Source organism: Nocardia sp. NBC_01388, from assembly GCF_045040085.1.
Classification (GTDB): Bacteria; Actinomycetota; Actinomycetes; order Mycobacteriales; family Mycobacteriaceae; genus Nocardia.
In genome coordinates, this window is sequence record NZ_CP109553.1 from 8631037 (window position 1) to 8652500 (window position 21464).

Sequence of the window (21464 nt, forward strand, 5' to 3'; positions counted from 1 at the left end):
ATCTACCGGAAGATATTGTGGGAGTTGGGGTTAGGCACGCATGATGCGGATCATCGCGGCGTGGTCACACCAGCTGTTGGGGCGCGGACTGTGGAGGTAGCGGCAATCGCGGACGACTCGCTGTGGTGATCGGCCGCCCGTCGTTGAACGATGAGCCATCTCATTGACCTCCGATCGTTTCCATTGCCGGTATCTGCCAAAACCAGTGTGAGGCAATGAAATACGCACTGTCAATATGAAATATATAGCGCACCAACATAATACATTGAATACGTGCCGAAATCGCGGTGTCATTGCAAGCAATATCACCGCCATCCATCGTCTGAAATCGACTATCAGTCCTGGTTCGCCATCCCTTGCTCTCGATGTCATGACAATTTGGCGCTGTCGGGATGTGGACCCGACCTGATTTCGGCCAGAGTGTGTGTTCTTCGCCGAACGGCTATTGCAGTGGGCGTGCCTGCGTCGGCTAATCGGAGTTCATTCGGTGCACCCTCCTTCGTTGATGCCGAATGAGAAGACAGTCATACCAATGGAATTCGCGGTGATGTGGGCTGGCGCGGTCCGTGGATTCATGAGCGCCTTCCACCTGTCGAGCTGGCGAGTGGCCTTGCGGAGGTGGGCTTCGGCGGGGGATACGGTCGATGAGGTCCGATCGCTGACAGCGGCCGACCGGTTGCCGGGTGCCCTCACCGGCCAACGCCAGATCCCGCAGACTCGACTCGGGCAGTGCCCAATCACTCATGGCGTGCTCCTATGACCGCATCGACGACCTCGACGTATGTCGGCAGGCAGTCTTCTGTCGGTAGGCCGTTCAGCCACTGCCGCCGATCGTTACCCGGGGTCGGTAAAGCCAGCTCCGTACCTGGACCCACAGCCGTGACGGCCAGCTTGAAGAGATCCGTATTGCACCGGGCGACATGGTCGTCCGGTGACGGCGGCGCGGTGAGGAACACTCGAATGGCGTCGTTTCCGACACTGAAGATCGGTAACTGTCGCTGACCCAGCGCCGCGTGCGCCGCAACACCGAGCGAGACGGGCAACATCAACGCGCGGATTCGATACGTGCGCACGGTCAGAGCGCGGGTGGTGCGGTCGTATCGGGTGTTTCCGTAGAGCTGTTCGTAGAGGTGTCGAGACTGGGTGTAGGACTCGCCGACGCCGAGCGCGGCGGCGATGGAGGTACCCAGCGCGGCGCCCGAATCGCTGGTGGTGTCGAGCGATGGAAGGGCGGCGGTACTGGTCATGAGGCTCCTCAGCCGGAGTTCTTGGAAACGGAAGGTGTGCAGTCGAATTGGGCGATGGCGCGTACGCACGGCCGGAGATGGACCGGAGCGCCAGGTGCCCGTTCATTACCGGGCTGGGCAACTGGCCCAGGTCAGCGACCGGGGTAGCCAGCCGCATGTCTGGGAAGCGCTCGAACAGTGCCGGCAGTGCCACGCGCGCTGCCAGCCGCGCTAATGGCGCACCCAAGCAGTTATGTATGCCGTATCTGAAGAGTAAGTGCCCCTTGATGTCTCGGGTCGGTTCGAACTCGTAGGCGGTATCGCCGTAGACGGCCCGGTCACGGTTGGAGCCAACGAATGAGGCCACGATTGCCTCACATCCGCTCTGCTGTGGCGACATGACGCTCAGCACACTGCCCGCACGCTGGTGGCCTGGGGTCCCTTCCGGCCCTCGACGACGTTGTAACCGACGCGCTGACGCTCGACCAGGGAACGATGTCCTGCACCGGCTATCCCGGTGTAATGGACGAACAGATCGGGTGTGCCGTCTTCCGGCGCAATGAAGCCGAATCCCTTCTGATCGTCGAACCATTTCACTGTGCCGTACGGCATTGCCTAACCCCTCTGATTTCCGTTGGGTGGTTAGCGACGGCGGAATGCCGTCGCGGGTGTCCGGACCGCCGCGGCGATTCCCATCTCGCTGAGGCACTTCGATCAGGTCCGGATGGTTCTTGGGAGGTCGCTCATGGGCCGCACATGTCTGTGGACGACAGGGGAGTCCTCGCCGTGTAGCCAGTGCGATTTCAGTGGGCGGATGTGCGCGAACCGACGCCTTGTCGCGTGTCATTGGTCCACGCCCAGATAGACGCGCGGCACAGCCGCAGAGGTGATCTCGGTCCAGCCGGCCGCCAACACCGCCGCGTCGGTGAACGCTGTGTGCACCGCACCGCTCATCGGCTCACCATTTCGTAGGGCCCTGTGGGCCTCCGCTACTGCTGCGGCCATGCGATCGACATAGACGCCGATCGACCCCACCCTGGCCGGACTGCATAGATGGTCGGCTGCCCACGCATCAATCGCCTCGATCAACTGCGCTCGGCGGCGAGCGACAACCTTGCGGCGCCGCGGGCACCGCCGCCGGTGCAGACGCGCCAAGCGGCACGCGCAAGCTGTGACCGGATGCTCACCGGCACTCCACGCGCTGAATGCCGCCATGAGCTCATGCCAGTCCGGTAAGTCCTCACTGCCCCGAACCAGGGCCGCGGTACTCATACCGCTTTCCTGGCGGACGACGCATCCGCGTGTTCCATGCACCTCAGCATTGGCGCGGCACAGGATATGCGGAACTGCAATATCACTGCAACGCACTGCAATTCCACTGCAATTCGACGTCGGCCGACTTCTGCGCGGGCCGCCGGTGGTGGAACACTGACGTCATGATGGAACTCAACGCTGCACCGGCCACAGCGGACGATCTCGCGCCCCTGGGCCTGGTCGGTTTCGGGCATTTCACCTCGATGCACGTCCGGAACGGCTCGGTTCGTGGCCTCGAACTGCATCTGGATCGGCTGGCCCGCGACTGCCGCACTGTGTTCGACGCCCTGTTGGACCCCGACCGCATCCGTGATGCGGTGCGCCATGCAATACGCGATGTCGATGTCGATGTCGTCGTGCGAGTGACCGTCTATGACCGGAAGCTGACGCTGGCTCGACCGGGAGATCCCGCCCACCCAGAGCTGCTGATCACCATGCGGGAAGCACCGTCGACGCCGCAGCCGCCGCTTCGCCTGCAATCGGTTGTGTATTCGCGCGATGTCCCCAAGGTCAAACACCTGGGTCTGTTCGGTGCGGAATACCAGCGTGCCTTGGCTCAACGCGCCGGATTCGACGATGTGCTGTTCACCGACAGAGATGGCTCGGTCAGCGAAATCGCCACCAGCAACATCGCTTTCATCACCGATGAAGGGCAGCTGGTCTGGCCTCGCGCCGAGGTTCTTGCCGGAACCACCATGCGGCTGATCAACCAGGTCCGCGACGAAGAAGTCCTGACCGAGCGGATCACGAACCCCGGGCTGGAGCGCTACGTCGGCGCGGTGGCGACCAACGCCGCGACAGGTGTGCGCACCGTGGCCTCCGTCGACGATGTTCGCTGGCCTGAACACGAACTGGTCGCAACTCTTCGGAAACAGTACGAATCCATTCCGCCGCAACGGATCTAGCTCACCAGCACCACTCGATTCGATTAGGCTGATACGCCACATCGGGAAAGGGCACCGCTGGAAATGACCATCAGCCTCGTTCGGCCGTGGACCGGAGTCGATGTGAAAGCGTTGCGCGAAGCGCGGCGCATGAGCCTGATCGACTTCGCCGGCCACCTCGGCGTGGCTGTGCGCACTGTATCCATTTGGGAAGCCGACGGCGAAGCCATCAAGCCGCGCCCGGTCAACCAACTTGCGCTTGACACCTCGCTGTCCCGGCTGAACCTCGACGAACAAGCGCGGTTCATCCAGTCCGTGCCAGCCGACGCTATCGGCGACGCACCGAACGGTGAACAGCTGGTACAGCCCGACCGCATCCGCCACCCCATCGACGGACGGTCGATGACTTGGATCCCCGAAGGTGTCTACCTGTCCGGACCGCTGGACCAGCCGGTTTGGCTGCCCGGGTACCACATCGACACTTACCCGGTAACAAACAGCGATTACAAGATGTTCGTGAATGCGGTCGGATATCCACCACCTCGTCACTGGGACGGCAGCAACCCGCCGGCCGAGATCGTCGGTCACCCCGTCGTATGGGTCACCCACGACGACGCGGACGCATACACGCGCTGGGCCAACAAAAAGCTGCCCAGCACGGCCCAATGGGAGAAGGCTGCCCGCGGCACCGTCGGCGCTACATGGCCGTGGGGTAACCAACCGACTCCAGCCAAATGCAACTGCAAGGTTCGCGACCGCAGCGGTGCCACCACACCGGTCGACCGATACAAGTCCGGCGCAAGCCCTTTCGGCGTTTTCGATCTCGCCGGAAACGTCTGGGAATGGCTCTCGACCACATCGGCACCCGGCAGATACGAACTCAAAGGATCGAGCTTCAACAGCCTCCTCGAAGCGGCCGTCCCCGCCGCTTTCAACGACGCCGACCACTCGATGAGCGACGATGACACCGGATTTCGATGCGTCACAACAGAATTGAATAGAGGGCCGCAGTAGTCGGCGGCGCGCGTGCCCGCTCGATGGTCCTCCAGTCAGACCCTCCAGCCGCGATGCCGCGATCATTTCAGCCCCACCGGAACGAACTCCGCGGCCCCGCCCCACGCTTTCAGTGATGGCCAGTAGCCCGCAGGCCTTAGCGTCCACACGCTTGCGTCTTGCCGGGCCGCGTCCAGCCAGCCAGTCAGATGTACGACTGTCGGCACAATCAACGTGGTGATATGCGAAGGCGCCAGCGTCGCCAGCAACAGCCCGAAGTGCGCATCACCATGCTCGATCGTGACGCCACGCAAATCGAACCCGTGCAGCATGGACAGGTCACGAATCTCATGAACGTCTTGTCCTGTGGTGTCCGTCGACAAGTCGCTCCGCACAATCCCGTACGCCCGCACCTGCGTCATATCGGCCTCCGAACAGTCGAGACCGGATCGAAGGCGTTCTTCTCGGTGAGCCCGATTTCAAAGCGGGTGACCGTCCCGCCGTCGGCAGCCTTCGACTGCTGGACACCCTCCGGCCCACAGATGGCGCGAGCCGTCTCACTGATCGGGTCCCCAGCATGGTCGTGGGTTTCACTGACCTGGATCATCAAGGACTCCGGTCGCCGAATCAGCTGCACCGTCAACTCGTTTGTCTGGCCTGGAACCAGTGTGTCTTCCACCCGCCGCACGGTCAGGTCACCCAGCAGATCGACCACGGCGTCGACCAGATACGCCAGGCCAGCGCGGTTCAAATACATCTGCGCGCTCAGTTTCGTAACCTCTGTCGCCAGACCGAACGCGCTCACCCTGAACTGGCCGATCTCGGTGCCGTCTAGCGGCGGCGCAGCTGCATCTCGCTGCCCCGGCTCCGCAGCGCTGGCACCGCCGTGGAGGTACGCCACACGCACGTTCATCGACGCAAGGCGTTGCAGCACAATGTGTCTGGGCTCGCCAAGATGGTCGAAATCATGGGGCGACGGCACGATGATCCAGCCACCACGAAGCCGATCGAGCTCAGCAACCAGCTCTCTCCAGCGCACAGGCGGCACCTGGCCGGCATCGACCACATCCCGCACATCGACGCCCTGAGCCCGCGCGTAGTCCGTCACCGCGGATACCAGATGCCCACTCGAGCGCCGATCCAGGCCCTGAATCAGGGTCCACAACATCGCCACTGGTGAGGCCGCCTCGTAATACACGTCCAATACCGAGCCCCCGCATGACTCTGCCCGTGCCTCGATAGCCTTGACCATCCCGGCTCGTTGCTCTCCGAGCAGCGGGTACCGCAGGTAACCGAAGATCACCGGCTCCGAGGCCGCTGTCTCCAATTCCCTTGCACCGCTACGGAAGAAACTCGCTGCATGCGGCCGTTCGAAGGTGTCCTCATCAGTGGCGTGCTTGGACAAGTCGCAGCGCGTGATCTCAAATGGGCGCACGGTCGACATATCCGACTCCTGCCTGTCTGAACCAAATTCACGACGAGACGCCAAATCGCTAATCGTCCTCAAGCTCCGCCGACAAAAGTGCGGCAGCTTGTGCCCACAACTCCGTCGATACGCTCGTAGGACGATTCAGGGCTGCCCGCGCAGTCACGGCGGTCAACGTCAGCTCGCTGGCGCTCAAACCGACTACAGACGCCGACGGATGTCCGAAGCCGTTGTGGTCGTCTGCCCAAGTAGTGTTCACGCGCCCGGCACCGCCCTCGCTGCGTCGTTTACGCAGTCGGCGTTTGGTGCATCGTGCTGCCGCCTCGACACTCAACCAGGACATGAGTCCAGCGTGGTCGTACCAAGGCGTTCCGGGAACGTAGCAACTCGTAGCATTCAGCAAACGAATCGGGCGTCCAGCAACCGACAACCCGCCGGTACCGTAGGGACATGATTGATCGGCCGCCGCGCACCACGGTCCATTCCGGAAAGGTCGTATATGACGGCCAACCATGGTTGTCGGTGGAGCGCCACCACATCACGACCCCCGATGGAGTCGACCGGCACCATCACGCGGTACGCCTGAACCCAGTCTCGACCGTCACCGCCATCGATGACCAAGGCCGGGCGCTACTGCTTCAACGTCACCGGTGGATTGTCGACACGATCGGCTACGAGTCGCCGGGCGGCATCCTGGAATCAGGCGAGGCCCCCGACGTGTGCGCGCACCGCGAGCTGCTCGAGGAAACAGGATTCTCGGTCGAGCAGCTCACTCTGGTAGCGGTATTGGAGCCGATGCCCGGTTTGGTGCAGACACCTCATTACATCTACCTCGGGCACGGTCCACGGCAGATCGGACCCCCTGCGGACGCCGAGGAGGCGGGGCGGCTCGTGTGGGTTCCGCTGGCCAGAACCGCCGAGTTGCTGGTCGGCGGTCAGCTTCTGGGAACAGGTACCGCGGTCGGAATGCTGGCTGCGGTGAGCCTAGCTGGCGGCCAAGAGCTTGTGGCTTCGGCGCTCGAGCAAGTGGTGCCGACGGCGCAGACGCCCTGATCCCAAGTCGCTGATGTGAGCTACCGAGTCGGACAGCAGTAACGCCGCTTCTTCTCCACGGCCGGCGTTGATCGCGGCTTGGGCGAGGTCGAGCTGTTGCGCGCAGCGTGCTCTGACGAAGTCCTCGGGAATGACCTGCATCGAGTCGCGAGTAAGGGTGGCAGCCGCCGGATCGCCCAGTCGCGCGAGAATATGACCGGCCCATCGGGAAAGGTGCGTTTCGTTGTGGGCGATGAACGGCATCTCGTCCTCGCACGATCTGTCGATCGGTAGCAGTGCCTCGGCAATAGCGAGCGCATCGCGCGCCGTCGCCCCCTGTTCAGGGCAATGGGTCGCTACCTGAGCAACGGTGGCTGAAAGCCAGGACCGCAGCAGCGGTGGCAAGCCCGCCGTCCTTTCCGCCTCAGCAACCTGGGCTAACGCCGCGGTTGCTCGTCCAGTCTCGGCGAGCATGACAGACTCTTCACCGACTGTATGGGCCAGCATGATCGGATCCTCTGCCCGAAGTGCAGCGGCGCGGGCTTGCTCGTAGTGCGTGGCGGCGGCGGTCGGATCTCCTACATCGAAATCCTGCCAGGCCGCCAGGGCCGCAGCATCTGCCTGCGCTCTGGCGATGATGACGCGGTCTGCACCTTTGCTGGCGTGCCACATCGCCTCCAGTGCAGTGACGTGCGCGGCTGTTTGCAGGCGAGCCGCCGGAGCGCCGAATCGTCGATCGAGCATGCGCAGGCTGTTGGTGTGGGTCAGTAGGACCTCGAACAGAGTGCCGCCGTGTGAAGGATCGACGGTTGTCGTCGGAAACTCGAGTACCTGCCTGAGCATGCGACTGTGCAGCCCGTCCGGCTTCATGTGCCCATTTTCCCAGCGCGACAACGCAACTCGCAGACTGTTGGCAGACATCAACGCGATTCCCTGCTGGCTGGCATGAGCGCGCAAGGCGCCCAACAGCTGCGCCTGCGACCAACCGCGTCGGGTGCGTGCTGACTTGATCTGCGTGCCGTCCATCGCCACCGCCTCCCTGAAGTCAGCTTCTCGCCCTGTGTGGCCGCTGGTGTCGTTGTTCAGGTAACCATAGGCTGATAATCAGAATTCAGGAACCGAATCGTTCATATCCGGATAACAGCTACGGTGGTGCTCATGGCTACGCGAACTGCCCGGGGACTGCTACTCGGGCGCGAGATCAACTACATGATTCGCGCCTCGGGCAAGAGTCAAACCGAGGCGGGGCACATCATCGAGGTCGGACAGTCGCGCATCAACAGCCTGATCGCGGGTACGGGCAGGATCGCGGCCGGGGACCTCCAGTTGCTGGCCAAGGAGTTGGGATTCACCGACGAGGACTACATCCAGAACCTGCTCGAACTGCGCAGAGACAAGTACCAGCGCGGCTTCTGGACGAGCGGGCACCGACGGGTGTACCTCGAAGAACTAAGGCTCCTCATCGACCTCGAAGAACAGGCCAACCGCCTGCGCATCGCAGAATCCGAGATCATCCCTGGCCTCCTGCAAAGCGAGTCCTACATCCGGGCCCTTCACGCGCACATGTCCGACCCCGGCAACGGTGTCACAGTCGAGGACTGGGTACAGGCACGTCTCGAGCGCCAACGCAATCTCGTGAAGGCGAATGCCCCCGAGTTCCACGCCGTCCTGTCGGAATCATGTCTGCGGCGTCTACACGGCAAACCCGAAGGTCAGGTCATGGTTGACCAACTCAAGCACCTCATAGAGCTCTCCCAGCGTCCCAACATCCTGATCCAGATCCTGCCGTTCAACACCCCAGTCGAGGGCGGCGGGATGGAAGACCGCTACACCCTCATCAGGGTTCCATCTCCAGGCGCAGCGGGAGATCTCGAACTGGCCGTGGTCGAAGCTCTTGGAGAAATTCGCTACATCATCGACAAATTTCCCGTCGGTACCCGCGAAACGCTCTTCGCTCGACTCAGCGCCGCGGCGCTGAGTGGCGAGGATTCCCGAGAGTTCATTGACGACCTCGCAATGACGGGCCAACGAACAGGATTATAGCGGTCGCAGTGAAGGAAACCGTTGGCCGAGAGCAGCTTTCGGTCCAGAGAGTAGCGAAATGAACATCCCGTGGCGGGTGCAAGGACTAAGCCGGGTCGGCCTTACTCACCGCCGAGCCGTCCGTACCCTTGCGCGATTCTGCGACGGACCTATCCTACGAACGCGCCGTCGGTCCCCTGGATGCTGCTAGCCGCTACCTGGACCCCTGAGCGTTACAGACCCCACGACTGGCGGCCCAAGGCCCCGTGAACGAGCCCGCCCCGCCCACCCATGTAACTTCGCGGTAGTCGGGTGACGAGCGTTAATCGCTGAAACCATGAAGGTAGAAGCGAGACAGGCTGACCCGAGTTGTATGCGAGAGGAATGAACGATGCCCCCGACCTTCACCGCCCGCGACTGCATCAAAGCAGCACGAAGCGCGGCTCAGAACTCGTGCGTGCGAATCGGCCGGAGGGAGGGGTGGACCGTGATCTGGGACGACAAGCTGGCCACGCCTGACGCCGATCAGGCCGCGATGCTGCCCCTCGACCAGTTGCTGATGTTTACCGACGATCAGTTCGATGCATTTCAGGAAGCCCTTCGCGATGGCAGCGCAGAGGAAGGCCAATGCGTGCAGATTGATCGATCGCCTACCGGTCGCTACACGTTCACGGCGCGACTCTCCACTCACCTTCCAGGTCAACAGACTGCTCTCCACTTCGATTTCGACGAATTCGAAGCCTTCATGGACGGCGTCCGCAATCGCGAGTTCGAACTCAACCAGTTCGCTACGGTCGCCCAATGATGGAGGAGGGTGGCCGCGAAGATCCCCCGCAGCTGCTCCGCAGCGGGCCAGGAGACTAATCTGCTCCGGCAGTGAGGCCTAGTTCTTGTTGCGGTGGAGTTGATGTCCGGAAGCGAGCTGGCGCACGACAGTGGGCAAAAGGATGTGCTCGGCGGCCAACACACGAGCTGCGAGGGTGTCGACGGTGTCGTCTGGGAGGACTGGGACTTCGGACTGGGCGATGATCTCACCGGTGTCGTATTCGTCATCGACGAGATGGACAGTCGGGCCGCTGATCTTGTCGCCGGAGTCGAGAACGGCCTGATGGACGCGGTTGCCGAAAAAGCCGACGCCTCCGAAGGCGGGCAACAATGCGGGGTGGATGTTGATGATTCGGCTCGAAAACGTTTCGCGCACAATAGGTCCCAGCTTGCGCATGAAGCCTGCTGTGACGACGAGATCGACGCCATGTTCGACCAGGGTCGCACGCATCGCGTTGTCGAGGGCCTTGGTATCGGGATGGGTGTGCCCGGACAGATGCCGTGTGGGCACACCGTGGTCGCGTGCGTAGGCCAGCGCACCGCTGCTGGAGTTGTTGGAGATCGTGACAGAGATGGTGAAGTCGGAGTCCGGCAGTAGCGACGCCTGGTGTAGCGCTGCCAGATTCGATCCGTTGTGCGAAGCCAGTACACCGAGTCGGAGCGTTCCCATGATCGAAAATTCTTCCACATCCAGAACGCACGCTCGCTGACGCCAAGCCTGCCCAGAGATAGTCGAGCAAATCGATCGCAGTCCCCGCAGGGCATCGCTGGCTCGAGTTGGCCGGCGATGGATGGTGTCGCTCGATCAGTGCGAAGCAGCTGTTGTGCGATGACCCTGTTCCCAGTCTGTTCGGATTGCCCGACCGGTCTGGTCCGGCTGAGATATCTTGGCAGGCGTGGGGATTGAGCATTTGCAGCAGTTGCACGAAATCGGGGTGCGGTGGCGGGTCGACCATCACGACGATCCGCAGCGGCTGGCGGTCCACTCCGCCGCATACGCGATGAACGCGAGCAATCTCACGCCGGCAGCGTTGACGATCCGCGAACGCGCATGGCGCGATGAAGCTACGCAAGCCGCGGCCTCTACCGCGCTGCCGGTCGGTCAACGTGTGATGGAAGGACCGGTTCGCTACGAGCTGCTGAGTTGGTTATCGACCAGCGGATATCTGTGTGAGCAAGAGCGAGAAGCCTACGGCGACATTCCCGCCGGTGCCCAGATCCAGGACGCAGTGGGCTGGTTCGAAGAACGCGGGTTCGTCTCGGTCTTCGTAGGCGAGTTCGTGCCCGGTCATTTCCTGACTGTGCTGATACATCCAGATGGGCTCATAGCCCAGCTGCAACGAAACCTCGACTCGACGCTGGAGTCTGCGGAGGTCTTCGCCGTGGTGGAACCGATCGACACCTACCCCCTCGTCCTGCTGGGCGGAAACATGACCTTCAAGACCACCGATCAGGCGCGGACGAGATGGGTGCGGATAGGAAGCCTCAATTACATGCCTTGGTCCTCTACCCAGGGCAGTCTGCGTGTCTACCTTGAGGCACTGCGCACATTCGGCCGTCCTGTGTTGCCCTGGCCGGGGGGTGAGTTCCCGGTGCTGGGTGGCGAGCCGCATCCCGGACTTCCCAGGCGTGCCTACATTGAAGCCACCGACAATCTGCTGCGATCCACACCGCAACTGAGCGCTCTGGGTGAGCACGCCTACGACAAGATGACCCACCTCGATCTCGCCTGCAACAAGTCGCGTGAAAATCCTGACAGGCAGTGCGAATTCGCGCGGGCACAGAATGTTGCACAGGCCATGGCGTACTGGGCTGAGAAGCGATGCGGGGTGCAGGGGGTACCCCGGTTCGCCTACGGCGACGCAGTGGGCGTCCTCGCGGGGGTCATCGACCGGCAAGCTCACGTCCAGGGCATCCATGCCTGCGCTGATATGGACCTGCGCCCGGTGCGGCTGACCGGGATATTAGTCGGTCTGCGTGCTGCCCGGCTCTCGGCGGCCGATCCGAGTATCGACACTGATCTGTGGCGTGAGATCTTCGGTGACGCAACGATTCTCGTCGACTATCCAGAACTGCGGGCGCGATGGGTGTCGGCCGTCGACTACGCCACCGCGATGATGCAGGCCCACACGGACGACACCGCCACCGGCGAGGACCCGGCCATCCTGACCGTCGCACACCGCTGGACCAGCATTCTCCCGAAAACGGCGGATTTGAGCAGGTAGTTCGGTTTCGAAAGCGAGATCGGTGTCAGTCAGGAAGGAGGCGGCATTGGCTTCGGTGGTGTGGATCAGGGTGTTGTCACAGAATCCTGGGCACGGCTTCCGGCTGGGGCATCGCGTCGGAGACCGCTAAGGTGATGAGCTGCTCGTCGTGGTGTCCGGTTCTGGAGATCCGGAGATGTCGTGGGAGTGCGGCGGGTGTGCGGTGGAGGGCGCTGAGCACGACGGCAGGGACCAGGTCGGGGTCGCCGGGGTGGGATATCGTCGCCTCGATGCGTAGACCGGGGGCGTGTAGTCGCATGACAGCGCGGTCGGGGAACAGGACAGCAGTCATCGAGGTGGCCCACGTGGATCGTGTTGGGGTGAGTAGCTTGTCGTCGAGCCATTCGTCGGCGTCGCGGATACTCCAACCGGGATCGGCGCGGCGCAATCGGATGTCGGCGGTCGATAGTGCGGTGTACCAGCCGATTTCGGTGTGTACGGCACTGTAATTGGGGACCTTGTGCTCGATGTCGATGAGCGCATACTCCTCACCGCTTGCCGCGGCGCGGGGTTGCGAGAGCCATGGCACGCGAATCACCACGGCGCGGGCGTCGCCGAGCGGATCGTCCTGCTGGATCCACAGCACGGTATCGCGGGCTGCGCCGTGAGTGCGTAATGGTTGCGGCCAACGCCATGACTGTGGTGCGCGCAGATACTGTCCGTGAAAAGCCGGGTGGGGGTTATAGGAGTGAAGGCGCACACTCACCCCTCCCACGACCAGTACGGCCCGGGTTTCGCTGCGGTCCTGTTCAGGGGTGTAGCTCACGGGCATGTCCGGATCATGTGCCCCGGCCAGGAATGTTGCCACCACGCCAGCGAAAGGGCCTTTACCCCAGGCGATTTCGAGCCCCCCACCAGTTGCGGTGTAATCGACTCGCAGGCCCCACAGCGGGCTGTAGGTTGTGTGGGAGGTCAACGCGATCCAGCCGGCTGCTCGTTGCATCTGGTCGGTGGTCGCGGATTCGGGCTGCTGGGTCACCGATGCCAGTGGTGGCTCGACGGGTGGGCTCGGTCGTGAGCATTCCATAAGGCTTGTCGGCGGTGTGTGCACGTCGTCGCCGACCTGCCACTGGGTGTTGTCGACTCCCAGTGCCTCGGCGACGGCGGTTTCGGCGGGATCGGTGGTCAGGACGATGATCCGAGCGACCCTGGCCGGTGGTTCGCGGTCGCGCAGTCGTACGGTGTACCCCTGCGCACTTGGGGAAACCGACGCGACTCGGCCCAGCGGCACCCGCAGTGAACCACTGGCGGCGCTGCTGGCATAGACCATGCACCCGGGCAGAAACCGCCAGCGCCGAACCGTATCGGCGTCGGCGATGAACCGGTCATTCGGTGCCAGGACGCCGGAGTGGTAGAGCGCCGACTCGCGCGCCCACGCGGCCTCGTCCTCACCGAAACAGATCTCGATGGGATCTTGCGGGCGCGATCCCCACGCGATCTGCGCTACCGCCAACTCGTGCAACGTAATCGGAGCAGTGTGCCGAAGGTGGCGGCAATGAGGGCAGTGCATCGTCGCCACGCCGTTCTGGTAGTCCAACTCGGCACGACATGCATCACGGTGACGCAGCACCGCATCGCGGAATTGCGGATCCGATTGCGATACCCCCTCCAATTCGAGCCGCGTGACCTCGCTCGCCGTGGCCCGCCACTCGGCTTCGAACCCGAAGCTCTTGGACCACGATCCATCCTGGATGCGCTGCATCAGCTCGACCATCTCCGCCAGCAGGGCCTGCCAGTCCTCGTCGGACCAAAAGTGCTCAGCCACGGTCCCTCCCTCACGTGCCGCACCGGAAAGCCGAGGGTACCCCGAAGTCCGGTCTGAAGGACGTCGGAAACCGCCAGTGCTGCAAAGAATTCCAGCGCATCGCCGGCCTGGCCCGGATCGGCGGCAGGTGTCGAGATGCTGCTGTCATCCAGTTCGGGCGACGGACTGGCGGGTGCTCGGCCACAGAATCCGATACCTGGGGCGACGGGGCGGTCATACCCTGCCGAAGCAGCGTCAGATCTCGATAGAGTGCACTCGGAAAAGATACCGAGTGCGCCGGAATCTGTTGAGGGGAAAGACAAATGGAGCCCTACTTCGTCGGTGACCGTGTCCGGCCGCAAGGCCAGGCGTCGCTGGAACTGTATGTAGTGCCCGACCCCGGTGCGGACACCGATCTGACGGCGTTGCTCGACCGCGCCACGGCCGTGCTTCAACGGTTCCCCGCGGTCGCGGTGACGCTGCCGCACATGACAATCCAGCCCATCACGCACCGCCCGGCCGCGCAGATCAGCGACCTCGAACGCGCTGAGCTGATTTCTGCTCTCGGCGAGACGATCTCGAACACCCCGGCGTTCGATGTCCTGGTGGGCCCGGCGTTCGCGAGCACGGTGGGTGTGCTGATGGACGTGTATCCCGAAGCGCCGGTCGAGTCGCTGATCCTCGACTTGCGGAAGGCGATCACGCAGGTCGCACCCCGCGCCGCAGTGGACTATGACGCCCGGCCCGCGCACATGACCGTCGGGTACGCGCGCCAGCACGCCGACAGCGGCGTGATCACCTCCGCGCTGCGCCGCGGTGTCCGACCCAGCCACGCTCGGCTGAGGGTCCACACACTCACCTTGGTAGAGGTGTGGCAAGACCTCGACCTGTGCCAATACATCTGGCGCACCCTGCGGACCTTCCCGCTCGGCGCACCCGGATCCACCACGGCGGTCGGAATCTGCGCGGGCACACCGTGATCCGAGCGCCGCAGCCGTGTGTGGTTGTGAAAACGGTTGCCGCCCTTGGGCCGGGCGGCCGATGCTCGGACGGTATATCGGCGGATCCCGGATAAATCTGAGACGCTGTCTGCATGACCGGAACCAACCCGCACGGCGGCGAGGGCGCGAGCGCGACCACACCGTGGAGTTCGGCCTACGTCTACGCGGCGGCCATGCGTGAGCTGTCGGAATCGCGTCATAACTCCGACGGCAGGGTGCCGGCGGCGTATTTCGATGTACCGACCATGCTGATCACCTACGCGCTCGCGTACTACGCCCGGCTCGAAAACCTCACCGTCACCGGACCTGCCGATCTCGGACATCTGTCAGGCATGCACTTGTGGGAGCGATTGACGACCAGTCAGGTGATCGACTCGTTGTCGAGAGTGTCGCCGTTCAACCACGCGGTCGTCCCTGCCAAAGGCGACCCGCTCTATGAGCAGTTCCATCGCATGATGGAGGACATCGACAGCCGCCGCAGCAGCGGTACAGCACTGCCGGGCCAGCGGTCGGCAACCACCGGTCCCAGAGGCGAGCGGGCCTGGTACGAGCGGGGCGAAGACGCTCAAGCCTTCGTTGCGCTGGCGCTGCTCACCCACGTTCCCCAGGCCGTCCGCGACGCCGGGTCCACCCCGTTGCGGTACATCCTCGAAGCAGGCTCGGGCACCCGCGAGCCCTTCCGGCCTGCGCGGGCGTATGAGCTGTCCGAATACATGGCCGCTGACTCCCCACGGCCCGGGCGCGGCGATCCGCAGTGGGCGGTGCGGGTCATGCAGGGAGATCTGGGCGGGCGGACTCTGCTGGCGCACTACCTGTGTTCGATCGACGATCGCGAACTCGATTTGCCCGATACCCTCGTGGCACCACGCGGGCCCGGGGAATCCGACACCGAATACTCCCAGCGCACCCAGCTGGCGAAGGACTTCGCCACCGCCCACGTGAGGCTCGCCGACTATTCGACCGATGTCGCCGACGAGTTGATGCACATCCGTCCCTCCGATGCCTCCGATGCGGTCGAGGCGATCGTCGCCATCGCCGCCGAGTGGTGGACCACCGCCACCGGCTATGAGGCCACGATCGGCGAGCTGCTCGCGGCGATGACGGTGTTGCTGGACGGACTGGTCGCCCCGGAGCGTCGCGCTGACGTGCAACGCGCACTCGACGTGGTCGCCTCCGGTGATATTCCGATCGACCGGGCGCGGCTGCGGATTCTGGGCGCAGCACGTGACCAACCCTATGAGGCACTACATCTGGCGGCGGCCTTCGCCGGGGCGCTCTACCAGATCCCCGCCTGCGTGCCCGACCAGCGCAGCGAGTTCCTGCACCTGGTCAATGCCAACTACAAGCTCGCGCAAGGCGACATCGCCGGCTTCGAAGCCGCCTCCCGCCGAGCCACGACCTCCCAGAAAGCCCCCGCACCGTCGGCAACGACGCGACAGGCTGACACTCGGAAGAAGAAGGCCCGCAAAGCATCCCGGCAAGCACGCAAGCAGGGACGCCGATAACGACCCAATTCCTGGCCGGGACAATCCGCGACCTGCGGGCATCAGGTCGATATGCTGCCGCCCCGTACGGCGCGCGAGCGGCGAACAGCCGCAATTTCTCGGCCAGGTGCTTTAAGGCTGCTGGTGGGTTTCTCGGTCCGGGGACGCCATTGGTGGACAGGATCATGGAGTGCCCGCGTAGTTTTGGTGGTGTGATGATCGTGGACTACGACCCTTCCTGGGCGTGGCGTGCGGAGCGGTTGTTGGCGCGTGTCCGTACGGCACTGTGGCCGTTGGATCACTCCGAGGTGTTCGTCTACGAGCACATCGGTTCGACCGCGGTGCCTGGTCTGGCGGCCAAGCCGATAGTCGATCTACAGGTGCGCATGCCCGTTCTGCCGCCGATGATGCAGCTCGCGGAAGTGTTGGCACCCACCGATTTCGAACCCGCTACAGGTGCGCGGCCCGATTCCCCGGGAGTACTTCGCGACATCCCCCGCCCCGGGAAGGTGGGTCGCGGCGAGTTGTTCGACAAGCGTCTGTTGCATTGCCGCGAGCAGGCCGCGATTCTGCATGTGCGTCGCAGCGATTCGCCGTTCGCGGAGTTCGTTGTGCTGGTGCGTGATTGGCTGCGCGCTCATCCCGAGGAAGCGGACCGCTACGGCGCGCACAAACGGGCCCTCGCTGCACGTCACGCAGCAGATCCGGACTACGACGACTACACCCGCGCGAAGTCCGCCTTCTACGACGAGATCGAGCCACGCATGCGCCAATGGGCGCACAACCAGGGCAGATGAGCGGGGGGCTCAATTCCCGTCGGGCACGCTGAGTTCGAGGATGTCGTGAAAGCTCTCGCCCCACATGGCCCATCGGCGGACTGCGTGGTCGTCGATCAGGCGAATCGCGTGGTCAGCGGCGAAGGCGGTGGCTGTGGGCGAGAACGTGCTGTTGGTGACGACCACCGGGATGTCGGCCCGATGGACTTGGCGTGCGGTGCCGTTGACCTCGTAGAGGACCTGCGGCCCGATCGGTCCGCGCTGGCGCAGTTTGCACTGGACGACTATCCGGAGCCCGTCGGGCATCACGGCAATGACATCCGCGCCTTGGTCGCGGGAGCCACCGCCTCGGCGTAACACGGTCATCCCGTCGCGGGCCAGCAGATCGGCGGTGAGGGCTTCCAACCCGGCGCCATCGCAGCGTTGCAAATCACGCTCGGTCCATCCTTGGCGCGAGGCGACGTAGGCCGCGCGGCGCTGCTCGAGTGTGCGAAGTTCGGCGACCTCGGCGTTGTAGCGCGGGATGCTATCGAAGTAGCCGTCGATCGCGGGCGTTTCGGACCTCCATGCCCGCCAGATCACATCGATCGGCGAGACCCGGGATTCGTCCGCGCGGAACAACAGCTCGGGGTCGTCACCGAAAGTGCTGTGCAGCACGGCGATCTCGGCGGTCGTGATGGCTTCGACGGTGTGTACGGCGTCGGCGGCAGCGTGGGCCTGGGACAGAAAGCGGGTCAGCATATCGACTGCTTCGCGGTGGGTGTGCTCGGGTGCGTATCCGAGGGGCCGTGGCGATGTCAGCCGGTTGCTCGCGTCCTCGATGCCGACGCGGATCGATTTCAGCTGCGCGGCACAGTCCTTCAGACTCTTACGTGCGAATTGAGCCTCAGCAACCTGAAGAAACGACGCCAGCAGTGTGTCGTCGTCGGCTATTCCGATGAGTGCGCCCATGTCTTGTCGCAGTTGTGAATCCAGGTACTTGCGCGGCCACACCGAGGACGTGCGGAGCACGGTCGACGATGTTTGGGGTGTTTCCGGTTCATTTGCCAGGAAGGCTTTTCGAGCGATTCTCACTGCGGCAATGTAGCGAAGCGAGGCTTAAAACAAAATTGGCCGATTGTGTTCAGGGCGACACTCAGAGACCCGCGATACTGAGTCGAAAGCTTATGTAGAGATGGATTTTTCATGTTGGAGAGTCTCGATTTTGCGGAACAGGGTGCCGCTCAAGGCAATTCGAACATATGTGCTATATATTTGCTGTGCTGCGCTTTTGTGTCGGCCGTCATCGGTGGTCCCGGAGTCATCCGTACTGGTTTCTGATCGATAGCTGAATTCGGCTGAGGGTGTGCGGGATTGTCGGGGATGTCTGTGAGACTCCTGCACCGTCCCACTGACTGCACGAAGGAGAACTCATGGCCAAGCGCAATACCGGATCGACTGTGATCGCTGCGGCGGCCTGTCCGTCCTGCGGTGACGATCTGGGAACAGCGTTCATTCAGCAACTTTCGGCACCGCATGTGGCCCGTGCGATGGAAGGTCGGGAGCAGGAGCTCATCGCTGTTGCGCGCGCCGAGGCCGCCGCCGAGATCGCGGCGCTGCAGGCTGCCGCCGATGAGGCGCAGGTGCAGTTGCTCTCGGAGCGGGAAGAAGCAGCGGCGGAGCGGGGGACGCTGCAGGAGAAGGTGAATCAGGCGCAGGCTGCGGAGAAGAAGGTTCGCCAGGAGCGGCGCAAGCTGCAGCTCGACCAAGATGCGTGGGAGGTCGAGCAGGAACGGGTGCGCGACGAGATCGCCAGTGAACAACGCAAACTCGCCGATAAGTACATCAAGGACCGGGTCGCGCAGCTGACCGCCAGCAGCGAGGTGAAACTGCAAACGCGGTTGCGTGAGCTTGAGGACCACAACAAGAGCCTGGCCCAGCAGCTGGAGGACGCGCACCGTAAATCCTCGATAGGGCCGCGCCCGCAGCAGGAAGGCGTCGCCTATCAGGAGGTTCTGGCCGCCGAACTACGCGCCCGGTTCCCCGAGGACGAGGTGATCGTTGTTCCGCGCGGCAAGCGCGGCTCCGATGTGGTGCAGAAGGTGCGGGAGAAGGGCCGCGAGTACGGGATCATCGTATGGGAGTGCAAGCAGGCCCAGCGCTTCGAGCCGAAGTGGATCACCAAACTGAGCGAGGACGTGGAGTTCCATTCCGCCGACATCGGTGTTCTGGTCAGCTCGGTTCTGCCGCGCGATATCGAAGGCTCCGGACAGATCGACGGCGTGCTGGTGTGCGAGACCACCCTCGCGGTCCATGTCGCGGTTCCCTTGCGCCAGTACGTCATCAGCCGGAAGCGATTCGCGTTGGCGAACGCCGCCCGCGAGGACCAGGCCGGCTGGGTGTACGACTACTTCACCGTCGGCGGATTCGGTCCCTGCATGGAGCACATTCTCAAGGCCGCGCGCACCGGTATGACGGAGATGGCCAAGTTGCGTGAGTACAGCCTGAAATTCTGGGCCAACTGGGAGAAGTCACAGCAAGACATGATCGACGGTGTGTTCACCATGATCGGTGAACTCGGCGAGGCCGGAGCCAAACTCCCTGCGCCCCTGCAGGCCGAGCTTCCCTCGGCCGAACGGCGCGCACTCGAATCCGGAACCGACTGACCCAGGCGGGATTCCGATCATCGCAGGGGGGCTCGGTGACAACGCCCCCCGGCCTCGCTGAAAGCGCGGATTCTGTTGCGTTGCGCCAGGCTGCGGCGTGCACGACAGCGTCGTGACAGGCGGGTGCCAGCGCTATCGGGTGCCTCGGTGTTCGGGTGCGATGGTGTATCCCAGGATGGCGAGGTAGGAGTCGCTGGCGGTGCGGATGTCGCCTTCCACCGGGGCCTGGTTGAGGGCCATGCTGTGGCCGGCCGACATCGCAGCGGCTAGGGAGTCGAACCCGTCGCGCCCACTCTTATAGCCGCTGTGGCGCGAATCCTCGCCGCGATGACCGCCGATCCGGAAGCGGCAGGCATAGGGCAGATTGCCGTATCCACAGTCGGTCAACTCGGTACCGAGCAAGTCCTCTAGGCATCGAGGGACGCCGATCTCCATCACGATTTCCCCACTGCCACACCGCAGATGCCGCGTCAGCGTTATCGCATCGACATCGATCTCGACGTGCGGAATCCGCCACGCACTGGGATCGAGCGGCTTGATCTGCGGCCCGCACGGCTGGTCGGTCATCGATATTCCTATTCGTCGAAGGACTCTGAACGATCGATCCGATTGGGGGCGCGGCGGCGGGCCGACGGGGCAGGCCGACGGGGCGGGCTCACCACAGTCCGTCCTCGGGTTGGGTCACCGGTACGAACTCGGGGAGCGCGGCGGTGTCGACGAGATCGTCCCAGCAAGGGGCGGCATCCTCGACAAGTCGGCACAACAGTCGCGCGGTGGCCACGGTGTCGTATCCGGCACGGTGATAGCCGTTGCCGTCGACTGCGCCCGGGTCCAGGCCGGCGTGGCCGATGAGCGTGTCCAGACCGTAGCGGGGCAGGCCGGGCCAGACGGCTTTGGCCAGTCGTAAGGTGTCGAGCACCAGCGCAGGCCGCCACGCCGGAAGGTGCGCCGTTAGGACCCGGTGTTCCACGGACGCGTTGTGCGCCACGAGAATGCGGTCGGACAGCAGCGTGGCGACCGAGGGCTCGACGGCTGACCATGGCGGGCAATCGGCGAGGTCGATATCACGGATTCCGTGAACTTTGCGCGTCACCAACGGCCTGATCGGACGCGGTGGGCGTACGAGCCAGGAACGGATGCTGTCGGCGTCCAGGGCCGGGTGGTCGAGAAGAAGGACAGCGATTTCGATGATGTCGTCGTAGCCGTTTCCTTCCACATCGACCACCGCAATGCGCTTGTCGCGCAGCACATCAGGAACCGAAAACGGTGCCGGGGTCATACGCTCGCCTCGGCCATCAGTGTTTCGAGGGTCCGGTGTGTGGCCAGGTAGTCGGTGATCGTGTCGCGAACGAGTTCGACGCCGAACTCCGAGAGGTGGATGCCATCGCTCCACAAGGAACGAGCAGCCTGCCATGCAGGCGATGGCGTGCTCGGATCCCAGCCCCAGCAGCGGGCGATGTCGTGAAACGGTGCCCACAAATCGATGAATCCCATCTCGTGCGTCGCCGTGACCGAGCGTGCGCGACGGTTGTAGGCGGTCAGCATCGCGTTGGCGGCGCGGACGTCGATGGCCGGGTCCCAGCCGATCGGCGGCTCACCGATGACCAGGACCTGCCGGGCATGAGTTCGCAAGAGCCGCAAGGCTGTGTCGATGTTGCGTTCGTAATCGTCGATGTCGACGGCTTCGTCCCGTCGGCCTTGGTGGTACCGCCAGACGATCTATAGCCCCGCGATCGCTGTTATCTGTTGTAGTGGTTGCCGTGAGCGCCGTAGAGGTGGGAGTCGCCCGGAGTCGTGCCGACGTGTGGCGGGTGTATCGGTATGAGCT

At 63.6% G+C, this 21464-nt stretch carries 22 protein-coding genes; 10 read left to right on the forward strand and 12 right to left on the reverse strand.

The window, feature by feature from the left end; all coding sequences use genetic code 11:
• Positions 1-737: 737 nt before the first annotated feature.
• The 3 genes from OG716_RS40730 to OG716_RS40740 all read right to left on the reverse strand — a co-directional run bounded on the left by OG716_RS40730 (position 738) and on the right by OG716_RS40740 (position 2498).
• Positions 738-1247: a hypothetical protein gene (locus OG716_RS40730; RefSeq protein ID WP_405135483.1), complete on the reverse strand. Its 510-nt coding sequence runs from the start codon at positions 1245-1247 to the stop codon at positions 738-740.
• 384 nt (positions 1248-1631) lie between these two features.
• Positions 1632-1838, reverse strand: coding sequence for a cold-shock protein (locus OG716_RS40735; RefSeq protein ID WP_405135484.1), 207 nt, complete (start codon positions 1836-1838; stop codon positions 1632-1634).
• Between the two features lie 231 nt (positions 1839-2069).
• Complete coding sequence (locus OG716_RS40740; protein WP_405135485.1) at positions 2070-2498, reverse strand: hypothetical protein; 429 nt, start codon at positions 2496-2498, stop codon at positions 2070-2072.
• Between the two features lie 167 nt (positions 2499-2665).
• Between OG716_RS40740 and OG716_RS40745 the strand changes: the two genes are divergently transcribed.
• Both OG716_RS40745 and OG716_RS40750 read left to right on the forward strand, forming a co-directional pair.
• Complete coding sequence (locus OG716_RS40745) at positions 2666-3445, forward strand: aminotransferase class IV (RefSeq protein WP_405140266.1); 780 nt, start codon at positions 2666-2668, stop codon at positions 3443-3445.
• A gap of 63 nt (positions 3446-3508) precedes the next feature.
• Positions 3509-4438, forward strand: a complete 930-nt coding sequence (locus OG716_RS40750) for an SUMF1/EgtB/PvdO family nonheme iron enzyme (protein ID WP_405135486.1) — start codon at positions 3509-3511, stop codon at positions 4436-4438.
• Between the two features lie 62 nt (positions 4439-4500).
• On the opposite strand, the gene OG716_RS40755 is transcribed toward OG716_RS40750, so the two are convergent.
• Both OG716_RS40755 and OG716_RS40760 read right to left on the reverse strand, forming a co-directional pair.
• Positions 4501-4839: a hypothetical protein gene (locus OG716_RS40755; protein ID WP_405135487.1), complete on the reverse strand. Its 339-nt coding sequence runs from the start codon at positions 4837-4839 to the stop codon at positions 4501-4503.
• Positions 4836-5861, reverse strand: coding sequence for a hypothetical protein (locus OG716_RS40760; RefSeq protein WP_405135488.1), 1026 nt, complete (start codon positions 5859-5861; stop codon positions 4836-4838). Before OG716_RS40760 ends, OG716_RS40755 begins: the two co-directional genes overlap by 4 nt.
• A 432-nt stretch (positions 5862-6293) precedes the next feature.
• Between OG716_RS40760 and OG716_RS40765 the strand changes: the two genes are divergently transcribed.
• Positions 6294-6896 (forward strand): NUDIX hydrolase, encoded by a 603-nt coding sequence (locus OG716_RS40765; RefSeq protein WP_405135489.1) that lies wholly within the window; start codon positions 6294-6296, stop codon positions 6894-6896.
• Here OG716_RS40765 and OG716_RS40770 read toward each other — a convergent pair.
• A complete protein-coding gene (locus OG716_RS40770) occupies positions 6828-7901 on the reverse strand; it encodes a multiprotein-bridging factor 1 family protein (protein ID WP_405135490.1) in 1074 nt (357 codons plus the stop codon). The two genes, OG716_RS40765 and OG716_RS40770, sit on opposite strands and share 69 nt — an antisense overlap.
• 132 nt (positions 7902-8033) lie before the next feature.
• Between OG716_RS40770 and OG716_RS40775 the strand changes: the two genes are divergently transcribed.
• Complete coding sequence (locus tag OG716_RS40775; protein WP_405135491.1) at positions 8034-8918, forward strand: helix-turn-helix domain-containing protein; 885 nt, start codon at positions 8034-8036, stop codon at positions 8916-8918.
• A gap of 370 nt (positions 8919-9288) precedes the next feature.
• Positions 9289-9702 (forward strand): hypothetical protein, encoded by a 414-nt coding sequence (locus tag OG716_RS40780; protein WP_405135492.1) that lies wholly within the window; start codon positions 9289-9291, stop codon positions 9700-9702.
• Positions 9703-9780: 78 nt separating this feature from the next.
• On the opposite strand, the gene purN is transcribed toward OG716_RS40780, so the two are convergent.
• Positions 9781-10392 carry a phosphoribosylglycinamide formyltransferase gene (gene purN, locus OG716_RS40785; RefSeq protein ID WP_405135493.1) on the reverse strand — a complete coding sequence of 204 codons (612 nt, stop codon included), beginning with the start codon at positions 10390-10392 and terminating at the stop codon, positions 9781-9783.
• A gap of 217 nt (positions 10393-10609) precedes the next feature.
• On the opposite strand from purN, the gene OG716_RS40790 reads away from it, so the two are divergent.
• Complete coding sequence (locus OG716_RS40790; RefSeq protein ID WP_405135494.1) at positions 10610-11947, forward strand: hypothetical protein; 1338 nt, start codon at positions 10610-10612, stop codon at positions 11945-11947.
• Between the two features lie 76 nt (positions 11948-12023).
• Here OG716_RS40790 and OG716_RS40795 read toward each other — a convergent pair whose 3' ends face one another.
• Complete coding sequence (locus OG716_RS40795; protein ID WP_405135495.1) at positions 12024-13751, reverse strand: hypothetical protein; 1728 nt, start codon at positions 13749-13751, stop codon at positions 12024-12026.
• 302 nt (positions 13752-14053) lie between these two features.
• On the opposite strand from OG716_RS40795, the gene OG716_RS40800 reads away from it, so the two are divergent.
• The 3 genes from OG716_RS40800 (at position 14054) to OG716_RS40810 (ending at position 17012) form a co-directional block, all read left to right on the forward strand.
• Positions 14054-14710 (forward strand): 2'-5' RNA ligase family protein, encoded by a 657-nt coding sequence (locus OG716_RS40800; RefSeq protein ID WP_405135496.1) that lies wholly within the window; start codon positions 14054-14056, stop codon positions 14708-14710.
• A 113-nt stretch (positions 14711-14823) separates the two neighbouring features.
• Positions 14824-16236: a hypothetical protein gene (locus tag OG716_RS40805; RefSeq protein WP_405135497.1), complete on the forward strand. Its 1413-nt coding sequence runs from the start codon at positions 14824-14826 to the stop codon at positions 16234-16236.
• 194 nt (positions 16237-16430) lie between these two features.
• Positions 16431-17012 carry a GrpB family protein gene (locus OG716_RS40810; protein WP_405140268.1) on the forward strand — a complete coding sequence of 194 codons (582 nt, stop codon included), beginning with the start codon at positions 16431-16433 and terminating at the stop codon, positions 17010-17012.
• A gap of 9 nt (positions 17013-17021) precedes the next feature.
• Here OG716_RS40810 and OG716_RS40815 read toward each other — a convergent pair whose 3' ends face one another.
• Complete coding sequence (locus OG716_RS40815) at positions 17022-18065, reverse strand: restriction endonuclease (RefSeq protein ID WP_405135498.1); 1044 nt, start codon at positions 18063-18065, stop codon at positions 17022-17024.
• Between the two features lie 338 nt (positions 18066-18403).
• Between OG716_RS40815 and OG716_RS40820 the strand changes: the two genes are divergently transcribed.
• The gene (locus OG716_RS40820) at positions 18404-19636 is read left to right on the forward strand and encodes a DUF2130 domain-containing protein (RefSeq protein ID WP_405135499.1); all 1233 of its coding nucleotides are present in this window, start codon (positions 18404-18406) and stop codon (positions 19634-19636) included.
• 132 nt (positions 19637-19768) lie between these two features.
• Here OG716_RS40820 and OG716_RS40825 read toward each other — a convergent pair whose 3' ends face one another.
• The 3 genes from OG716_RS40825 to OG716_RS40835 form a co-directional block, all read right to left on the reverse strand.
• On the reverse strand, positions 19769-20203 hold the full coding sequence (locus tag OG716_RS40825; RefSeq protein WP_405135500.1) for a hypothetical protein: 435 nt from the start codon (positions 20201-20203) through the stop codon (positions 19769-19771).
• Between the two features lie 88 nt (positions 20204-20291).
• Entirely contained in the window at positions 20292-20915 is a 624-nt protein-coding gene (locus OG716_RS40830) for an exonuclease domain-containing protein (RefSeq protein ID WP_405135501.1), read from the reverse strand.
• Positions 20912-21268 (reverse strand): hypothetical protein, encoded by a 357-nt coding sequence (locus tag OG716_RS40835; protein ID WP_405135502.1) that lies wholly within the window; start codon positions 21266-21268, stop codon positions 20912-20914. Before OG716_RS40835 ends, OG716_RS40830 begins: the two co-directional genes overlap by 4 nt.
• Positions 21269-21464 lie beyond the last annotated feature (196 nt).